This is a genomic window from Chlamydia sp. 12-01 (assembly GCF_042234205.1).
GTDB lineage: Bacteria > Chlamydiota > Chlamydiia > Chlamydiales > Chlamydiaceae > Chlamydia.
In genome coordinates, this window is sequence record NZ_CP114175.1 from 1 (window position 1) to 7,698 (window position 7,698).

Consider the following 7,698-nt stretch of genomic DNA (forward strand, 5'->3'; position numbering starts at 1 on the left):
TCCCTTACTCCCGAGCTATTCATCTTCTTTCTTGTAGCAGTACTGACAATCCAGTCTATGAATGTATATGTGAATTTTGATGCATTGGGAAATCTTAGCTTTATTTCCTGGTACATATTTGCAGGCTTTAGAACAAAATAAGAATCAATTTGATCTACGATAATGGGACATGGTTCTATGATGAATCCCTTATGCTTCTTGGAGATTAAATTAAGAAAAGGTTCTTCATCTAATGCTTTGTTTTCTTTTGGCGTTAAACCCTCCCAACCTTCACAAATACGTAAGATAGGTGAAAATGTTTGATAACGATCAACAACTTCCTCCCCTTTGTTCCAACGTTTTCTTGTGGCAACTATCAGATAGGGTTCATTTCCTAAATGGTATAGAGCTTCAAGTGCTATTAAAGCTTCTTTCCCTCCGAATTCATTTTTATTTCTAGAAGTCTTGTATTTCTTTACTCCATAAGCTTCTAGATATTCTGATTTCGTGAACTTAATTCTAGGAATGGTTCCTTCGAATTTAAACGTGTTTGTTTCTCTAGATAAATAAGATCCTTCTAAATTCCCTCGATAATTTGTTGCTGTTAAAAGCTTTTGAATAGCAGCTAAAGCATGATAGTGTGATGGTTGTAAATCCAATCCTATTACTTCGATTTTAGATTCTGTACAAACACTCGAAAATAATTCTAGTTGATCTTCTGATAATTGAGGCTTTCTTCCAAATTTTTGATTCTCTAAATGTAGAGAACTTTTAATTATTTGATTTTCTGATTTCACCATGCTTCTTTTTGCACCGAAAATTTCCCCGTTGAGGAATTAAATCTTAAATTTGTTGAGAACACGGAACCATGCCTGTTTTTACCGATTATAATTTCTGAAAGTCCCTTTGTAGCCTCTTGTGAATAATAATCCTTTCTATGTAAGAATAGTATCACGTCAGCATCTTGCTCTATTTGACCACTATCCCTAAGATCGGACAACATTGGCCTTTTATCTCCGCGGTCTTCTACTTTTCTAGACAATTGAGATAAACACACAATAGGAATTTGTAATTCACCGGCTAGTCTTCTCAATTGTCTAGAAATTTCAGCTATCTCATTTTGTCGATTCTCAGCCTTCTTATTGGACCCTATCAGCTGTAAGTAATCTATGAATAACGCGTCTATACCATGATTCTCCCGTAATTCTCGAGCTTGGTCAACTAAAGCATTCAAATCAGTACTTTTGTTGTCACATATGAAGAAATGGGTCCCCTTTAATCTTATACCAATATTTTCTATCTTAGATAAAATATCTCTAGAGAAGTTACCTCTCTTTAATTGTTCACAGGAAATTTCACTTAAGTTTGATACTATACGTTCAACAATTTGGTTTGGACTCATTTCCAATGAAATAAAACCAACAGACTTTTCTTGTTCTAGGACAAGGTTAAGAGCTATATCTATAGCAAAAGCTGTCTTTCCCATGGCTGGTCTTGCAGCTACAACAACAAAGTTCCCTTTGGACAACACAATACTATGTTCATCTATGGATGAATACCCTGTAGGTAATCCGTCAACATAGTCTGTTTGATGTCTTGACCTATAATCATACCTATGACGTATCTGGGAAATAACACTATTTTTACCATCATCACCCGATGAAAAAATGTCGTAAACTGTCTTTCCTACATTTTTTCGTCTTGGATATGACGTCTTTTTATGAATACTGTCTAAACGCTCTTTGAATTGATCTATGAGAGTATATGGAGAACGCCTGTTTGGATATCTCGTAAAATCCTGAAAAGATAAATCTAAAAATTCTTTCAGAAGGTTATTAACATGCTTTTCATGCAAGAAATCAATGTGATGATCTAAGTCGATAGGGATATCCGCATTTTGAGACATATGTATTAAATACGAAACATCCATCCGTTTATCTAGATTCCTTCTCTTAATTTCTTCCCAAATTAAGGAGATTGAAATTGTATCTCTATCTCTCAATATATCTCGTATCAGTAGAAATATGTTCTTGTGATTTTCTAACTTGAAATGATTTTCAGATAACCTACGTACAACCGTATGTGCATGTTCCAGATAATTAACAGCTTGTCCTAGAACAAAAAACTCAACATCTAAGAGCTCTTTTTCTTCTTCAGATTGTTTCATCATAAGATATCCAGAAAACACTTTAAGGATTTTATAAAGGTAATATAATTTGCTTGATTATGGAAATAATCAGGTAAAATTCATAACTTATATCATGGGGTTATGCGTGCGTAAAGATAATTCACTATATAAAAGCTTAGATACAATGTTTGGAAATAAAGTTTACCAAAGCAACCTATCTCATCAAGAATTTCTTTCTATTAGAAATGAACGTATTTGGGAAGAACTGAGAAATATTCCACTTTCAGAAGCTGTACTTATATGGTTATCCTCATTAAATAATCATACGGCTAGGTCATATAAGGGATCTATTTTAGCCTTGGAAAAAATAGGCTTAGTTTCTTTAAGGATATCCCTGCAAGAATTTGCCTTACTAAACCACAACATCATTCTAGACTCAATAAAACAGATACCTACAAAAGTAATTCCCTGGTCGGAGGGAACAAAACAGGTACGCGCTGCTTGTTATATATCCCTGACTAAATTTTTAAACCGAGCAACATCTGGAATGATTTCTATAGCTCAACCATCACACCAGGAGTCTAACAAGACATTTTATAAAATTAGAGACTTAGTCAAAACAAATGCCATGAACCAAATTGAAAGGGTGACATTTTTAGAAGCCCTAGAAAAAATTAATCGTAGAGACTGGTTAATAGCCCAAACTCTTCTCCAAGGTGCGAAACGTGTAACAGAAGCGTTATCTGTTACTGCAGATAAGGTTTCATTTGAACATGGAACTATATCTTTTGATCAAAGTAAAAGTCGTGGCATGTCAAAAACAACAATCATCACATATCCACAACGATTCATGAAGTTAATACAAGATTACTTAGGGAATAGGTCGGGATTGGTTTTTATAACTAAAAATGGAAAAAGTGTGGGGTTAAAACAACTAGCAGGGACCTTTGCTAAAGCCGGAATAAAAGCAAACATTCCATTCAAAGTTACACCCCATGTTTTGAGGGCTACAGCTGTGACAGAGTATAAAAAAATGGGTTGCTCAGATTCTGACATAATGAAAGTAACAGGCCACTCGTCTTCCAAAATGATATATGCCTACGACAAATCTATAACATCCGAAAATGCATCAAAAAAAGTATCCCTAATTTAGTCATAAAGTAGAAATTGATAATTTCTACTTTAAACACACACACAACTAAACCACGAGTCACTATATTCAATATAATTAAAATTATATTAAAATATTAAGGGTAATTGTGACGTTAAGTTATCTGTCATGCCTGTATCATATGCTGATAGCATTTGAGTTGAAGATAAACACGATACTCGCATTATTTCCTGATCAGCAAATCCCATCTTTTTCAAATATGCTAAAGCACTAGCCCTCAAAACATGAGGTGTAACCTTAATCGGAGAATTAATATCACTCTCAGCCAACTTAAAACAATAATAAACCTGATTAATTGCTACCTGCTGTCCTTCTCCAGAAACAAAAACCCAACCTTCTCGATTCCCAAGATAGTCTCGTAACTCCTGCATTAAGAAATTTGGGTAACGTACCTTAACTTCTTGGAACCTATTTTGTCTTTTTTTCACCTTGAAAGTAACCTGATTCTGAGTGAAAGACAAATCATCCGTTCTTAAGGAAATTACTTCGCTTAATTTTCTAATTCCTTGAATAATTAACTTTCCTATTAGATAGTCTCTAAAGCTGATTTTCTTCAAAGAATCGAAAAATAAAAGCCATTCTTTTTTAGAAATAAATTCTGTTTTAACCTTGTCCCTAATCTTGTAAAACGTAGAGTTTCCAAAGTCTCTAGAAGGACTTGCCTGCTTAATAACCCCTTTGGTCAATCGATAAAGAAACTTAGTAAAAGAGATATAACAAGCAGCCCTAGCCTGTTTTGAAGCCTCTGAAATAGGCTTGCCTGTACAAGTACAATGCAAAGATTTTATCTTGTTCAAAGCATCACAATGATCGACACGAGATAAATTTTCCAACTTCATAGAACCATCTAAGATGTTATTAGAAATTAGAAATTTGATCCCAGAAGCATAATTTTTCCTTGTAATAGGAGATAAGGTTGCTAACCACACATTGGCTGCCTCTAACACTGTCAGAAATAATCTACTCCTATGATAATAACTCAAACCGCTCATACTCAGTCTCGATATTTTGTAATGTACAAGTCTTGCGCAGTCTAAGTTTTTTCTAACCAAAAGTCTACCACCTAAAGTTGCAAAGTCTACCACCTAAAGTTGCAAAGTCTACCACCTAAAGTTGCAAAGTCTACCACCTAAAGTTGCAATTTCTCTCGGAGTTTTTCAGGTTTAAATTCTTAAAAAAGTATATTAATACTTTTTACTTGCTGCTGCTTGAAGTCAGCATCTAGAATTTGTGTGCAAAGTTCTTTCAAAAAGCTGTTGTAACAAGTTTTTGTTATACTCAGATAGTTCTAAACCAGAACAGACTACTTTCAAGATTTCTATTAGTTTTTCTGATAATTCTTTATTCTTTTCTTCGAAGTCAGTCTGTCTGTCTGTTTGGGCAGCCCTTAAAGAGGGTAAGAACTTGTTTAAGATATCCATAGCCGATGTATTTGACATCCCACCGATTTTCCCCAAGACTCTCACTTTATCTTTAACAGATCCTTTCCTAGAAGCTAATAGGTAGGCTGTTTTATATGGTATCGATTGAAACAGAGATTTTGCATCTTTGTCTGGAAGGCTAATAAATAACTCATAGTATCCTAGAGCATTATAAGCTGAAGATTTCGTATGGAATACAAGATTTATCCAAGACGAAAACGTTGTATCAGGAGAATTCATACTTCTTAGGATTTCCCTAACTTTGTAAATCTTTTCACCAATTAAAAGAACGTGTTGTTTCTGTATCGATTTAATTTGTCCTGTTAACAGTTTGATAGAAGCCAATCCACTGCTACATTCGTTATCAAAGTTTCTATGTTTGCTAACAATTAAATTCTCTATTTGTTCTTTCTCGTCTTCACTTAAAGATACTGAAAAAACATCCATTGCGAATTCTTTTTTGTGGAATTCTTTGGCTGTGTTTTCTTGATTTTTTTGAAAAAATGCAGACGCTTCCTTGACTAATTTACTCACAGAGTTTCCTGGACTAATTTTTTGTTAAAGAACAGTTTATTTTCTATTTCTTTAGTTAAATTTAAGATATCTTGAGATGCCCTAGAATTCGGATAAGCATTTATTACTGGAGCTTCTTTTAACAAAGATCGGCTAACAGTAATATCTCTTCTTATCTTGCTGGATAAGATTTTACCTTCATAAATCGTCTCTATAATATCAGTATAAGTCGAATTTGTTGAGTTTCTTTCATCCCAAAATGAGAACACTATACCTAATATGTCTAAGTCATTCGCAATTGTTGAACAGAATTCTTTTATTTTTTGCAAACCGAGTATAGAAAACGGTTCCGGTGTTAAACATATGACTAAATATTGGCTGGCTAGAAAAGCTTCTTGAGTAAGAGTTCCTAAACTTGGTGGAGTATCCAAGATACATACATCATATTGATCCTGAACAGTTTGTAATGCCAAATATAAATGATTAACCGATAAACTTGCGTCTTTATTCAAACCTCTAAAATCTTCCACAAGCACAGACGATGGAATGATATCAAGATTCTCTATTTTCGTTCTGTGGATAGTTTGTCCAATTCCGCTAGAACTTCTTAGAACTTCATTAAGACTATATTCATCACGAACTTGGACGCCGAGACCTGTGGTTAGGTTTGCTTGTGGATCTAAATCCACAAGCAAAACCTTTTTCTTGCTTATCTGAGCAAGATTACTGCCAATATTAAGGGACAGGGTCGTTTTCCCAGTACCACCTTTAAAAGAACAAAATGCTAGTGTTTGCACACTTACTCCAACGTTAGAGTAGATGTTAATTTATTCAGCTTTTGAGAACATATCTTTTCTTGATAGAATCAACATAATCAAAGCTTTTTTCAGCTTCAAATTGTTATGTTCCATTTGTTCGACTATAGGAGAGTCGGGAAACAAACCTAAGGATGTTTGTATCTGGTTGAGGAGGTTTAGAATAACGGAGATACTTTTGTGGTACAATTCCAAAGGAGAATTCAAAAAAGTAATCTTTTCCTTGTGTACTTTCATCTTGATATCTAGTTCTGGGAAATCTTTCTCAACATCTTTTACAATTTTAATAAAATCGTTAGTCATATTCTGTTTATTATTCATAATCTCTCCAGTAAATAGACGTATGATTTTTTCATATAAAACCACAAGAAAATATCCAACAAAAATATATATTAATTAAGTTGTTTATAACTTTTATTAACCGTTTGTTTGTTGTTTGACTTCTAAAAATGATATGTTAGATGTAGTTGTTTCTCCCAAAATTGAATCACCATTTGCCAGAGCATTTATCCAAACTACACCACTTTCCATTCCGCCTACTCTCAATGAAAATGTAACTGGAGTTGTTCCAGAATTGCTTATAGCTGTCCTTAAAGAACAAACATTAGGAATTCCAGATGAATAACCGTAGCTAACGGCACACGGTGCGGAATCACCATCTTTCACAAGGGCTAGTACGACATTTCCTTCCATTCTAGAAGCTATAATATCAGCAGAAATTAAAAACATACTATCGGTATTGTCTGGGGTAATTGTAAATTTTCCAATTTCTGTTCCACCCAGAAGAGTCCCTATGTTAGACTTGGTGAATAATCCATTACACTGAATTTTTTCCGATAACGAGAAATTTTTAAATGCTTTTGTAAGTGCTAGAGTTGGGTCTGATACGATCTTATCGATAACTTCTTGGATCAAACTATTGGTTATATCTTTTATAATAGCATCGACTAACTCTTTCTGAATCTGATCTAGGATTAGTTTTGATAAAGCATTTGGATCTATTGATAAATCTATAGTGGTATCTTGACCTGTTGTGTTTGTGATGTCTACTTTGAGACCATCTTTAGCATTTAATTTCGCTGCTGTTGGTGTAGAATTCGTTCCAAGTATAAGTTGTTTATCTTGCAAAGGATTTTGCATTTGTCCAACTTTGATATTATCTGCGAACACACAGTTTTGATTGTCGTTTAAATAAAAACCAGAATTACCCATAATTAAAACTCTTTTTATTTGAGCTTTAATTTAATTTTTTTTGACTATCAACAATTAATTGTTATTTGTTGTGTTTTGAATTGTTTTGTTTGTTGAAATCTGCTGGAACTTATTTTTGTTTAGATAAAATACTTCTTTTTTAGAAATAGTCTTACCTTGGATCCTTTCATGTTTGTTTAGCCATTTTAATTCGATAGCTATCTCGATACACCTATTAATTGCGGATTCTATTTTTTTCCAATTTCTAGAGGTAATATATCTATTCATTCTTAGAGTATAGGATAGGTTTTCAAACCCTATTTCTATTTTGTCTGGCCATTCCCTTACTCCCGAGCTATTCATCTTCTTTCTTGTAGCAGTACTGACAATCCAGTCTATGAATGTATATGTGAATTTTGATGCATTGGGAAATCTTAGCTTTATTTCCTGGTACATATTTGCAGGCTTTAGAACAAAATA

The 7,698-nt window shown here is 33.7% G+C and carries 7 protein-coding genes and 2 pseudogenes; 1 reads left to right on the forward strand and 8 read right to left on the reverse strand.

Annotated elements, in window-relative coordinates:
• Positions 1 to 23: 23 nt before the first annotated feature.
• Both O1W69_RS05320 and O1W69_RS05325 read right to left on the reverse strand, forming a co-directional pair.
• A pseudogene (locus O1W69_RS05320) lies at positions 24 to 779 on the reverse strand (virulence factor); the annotation flags it as partial.
• A complete protein-coding gene (locus O1W69_RS05325; RefSeq protein WP_375794017.1) occupies positions 773 to 2,149 on the reverse strand; it encodes a replicative DNA helicase in 1,377 nt (458 codons plus the stop codon). The gene O1W69_RS05325 and the pseudogene O1W69_RS05320, both read right to left, overlap by 7 nt.
• Before the next feature lie 142 nt (positions 2,150 to 2,291).
• Between O1W69_RS05325 and O1W69_RS05330 the strand changes: the two genes are divergently transcribed.
• The gene (locus O1W69_RS05330) at positions 2,292 to 3,260 is read left to right on the forward strand and encodes a site-specific integrase (protein WP_375794019.1); all 969 of its coding nucleotides are present in this window, start codon (positions 2,292 to 2,294) and stop codon (positions 3,258 to 3,260) included.
• Positions 3,261 to 3,346: 86 nt separating this feature from the next.
• Here O1W69_RS05330 and O1W69_RS05335 read toward each other — a convergent pair whose 3' ends face one another.
• The 6 genes and pseudogenes from O1W69_RS05335 to O1W69_RS05360 form a co-directional block, all read right to left on the reverse strand.
• Entirely contained in the window at positions 3,347 to 4,270 is a 924-nt protein-coding gene (locus O1W69_RS05335; RefSeq protein ID WP_375794018.1) for a tyrosine-type recombinase/integrase, read from the reverse strand.
• Positions 4,271 to 4,492: 222 nt separating this feature from the next.
• Entirely contained in the window at positions 4,493 to 5,233 is a 741-nt protein-coding gene (locus tag O1W69_RS05340; RefSeq protein ID WP_375794013.1) for a CT583 family protein, read from the reverse strand.
• Positions 5,230 to 6,009 (reverse strand): ParA family protein, encoded by a 780-nt coding sequence (locus O1W69_RS05345; RefSeq protein ID WP_375794014.1) that lies wholly within the window; start codon positions 6,007 to 6,009, stop codon positions 5,230 to 5,232. The genes O1W69_RS05340 and O1W69_RS05345 overlap by 4 nt, the downstream gene beginning before the upstream one ends.
• Before the next feature lie 30 nt (positions 6,010 to 6,039).
• On the reverse strand, positions 6,040 to 6,348 hold the full coding sequence (locus tag O1W69_RS05350; protein ID WP_375794015.1) for a virulence factor: 309 nt from the start codon (positions 6,346 to 6,348) through the stop codon (positions 6,040 to 6,042).
• A gap of 96 nt (positions 6,349 to 6,444) precedes the next feature.
• On the reverse strand, positions 6,445 to 7,239 hold the full coding sequence (gene pgp3, locus O1W69_RS05355) for a virulence factor Pgp3 (RefSeq protein WP_375794016.1): 795 nt from the start codon (positions 7,237 to 7,239) through the stop codon (positions 6,445 to 6,447).
• Positions 7,240 to 7,293: 54 nt separating this feature from the next.
• A pseudogene (locus tag O1W69_RS05360) lies at positions 7,294 to 7,698 on the reverse strand (virulence factor); the annotation flags it as partial.

Excerpts from the sequence above, each read along its gene's own strand:
- O1W69_RS05325 (WP_375794017.1), bottom strand. The coding sequence starts at position 2,149 with ATGATGAAACAATCTGAAGAAGAAAAAGAGCTCTTAGATGTTGAGTTT.
- O1W69_RS05330 (WP_375794019.1), top strand. The coding sequence starts at position 2,292 with ATGTTTGGAAATAAAGTTTACCAAAGCAACCTATCTCATCAAGAATTT.
- O1W69_RS05335 (WP_375794018.1), bottom strand. The coding sequence starts at position 4,270 with ATGAGCGGTTTGAGTTATTATCATAGGAGTAGATTATTTCTGACAGTG.
- O1W69_RS05350 (WP_375794015.1), bottom strand. The coding sequence starts at position 6,348 with ATGAATAATAAACAGAATATGACTAACGATTTTATTAAAATTGTAAAA.
- pgp3 (WP_375794016.1), bottom strand. The coding sequence starts at position 7,239 with ATGGGTAATTCTGGTTTTTATTTAAACGACAATCAAAACTGTGTGTTC.